Origin of the sequence: Nguyenibacter vanlangensis, assembly GCF_013376155.1 — a bacterium.
Taxonomy (GTDB): domain Bacteria; phylum Pseudomonadota; class Alphaproteobacteria; order Acetobacterales; family Acetobacteraceae; genus Gluconacetobacter; species Gluconacetobacter vanlangensis.
Map to the genome: position 1 here is coordinate 1 of NZ_JABXXP010000923.1, position 939 is coordinate 939.

Consider the following 939-nt stretch of genomic DNA (forward strand, 5'->3'; position numbering starts at 1 on the left):
ACCAGGCCGGACAGCAGCGCCAGCAGGGACAGGAACAGCCCCGCGAGCAGCAGCGGCGCGCGGCCGCGCCACAATGCCAGGACCTGCAGGACCGGGGCCAGCCCGTCATGGTCGTGCCGGGGCACAGCCGGCATCGTGTTGTCCGGTATCTTGTCCCGCGTCTTATCCGGCATGGGCGGGCTCCTCGGATATGGTGGCGTCCTGTCCGGGGTTCTGGCGCGCGCCCAGGTCCAGGCAGGCCCCCGGCAGCGCGCGGGCGGCTGCCGAATGGGTGGACAGGATGACGGTCCGTCCCTGGGCCAGCGCGCGCAGGCTGGCAAAGATGTCGGCCTCGGTCGCCGGGTCCAGGTGAGCGGTGGGTTCGTCCAGCAGCAGAAGCGGCGCGTTCTTGAGGTAGGCTCGCGCGATGGCCACGCGCTGGGCCTGCCCGCCCGACAGGCCGAACCCGCCCTCGCCGATCCTGGTGTCCAGCCCGTCCGGCAGGCCCGGCATGAACCGGTCGATCGCGGCCGCGCGCACCGCGTCCATCACGGCGTCTTCCGTGGCGTCGGGCCGAGCGAACAGAATGTTCTCACGCAAGGTACCGGCGAACAGCACCGGCCTTTGCCCGATCCACGAGATCAGGCCGGACAGAGCCGCGGGCGGCAGGCCGGCGATATCCGCCCCGCCGATCAGCACCCTGCCCTGATCGGGCGCGATGAAGCCCAGGATCATTTCGATGATCGTCGACTTGCCCGATCCCGACGGACCGACGAGAATCAGCGTCTCGCCGGGCCGGACCTCGAAGCTGAGATTGCGCAGTACGGCGCCGCGTGCCGGATCCCATGCGAACGTCACGTCGCAAAAGCACAGTTCGACGCCCCCGGCCGTGCGTTGGGGAATGGGGGCCGGCATGTCCGGCCGGCCCGCCGTCTGCGCCGCGGCGAGCCCGTCGGGACC

At 71.2% G+C, this 939-nt stretch carries 1 protein-coding gene; it reads right to left on the bottom strand.

Features of this window, described 5'->3' with window-relative positions:
• Positions 1 to 162: 162 nt before the first annotated feature.
• A partial coding sequence (locus HUK84_RS20200) for an ATP-binding cassette domain-containing protein (RefSeq protein ID WP_176641792.1) occupies positions 163 to 939 on the bottom strand: 777 nt, incomplete at its 5' end.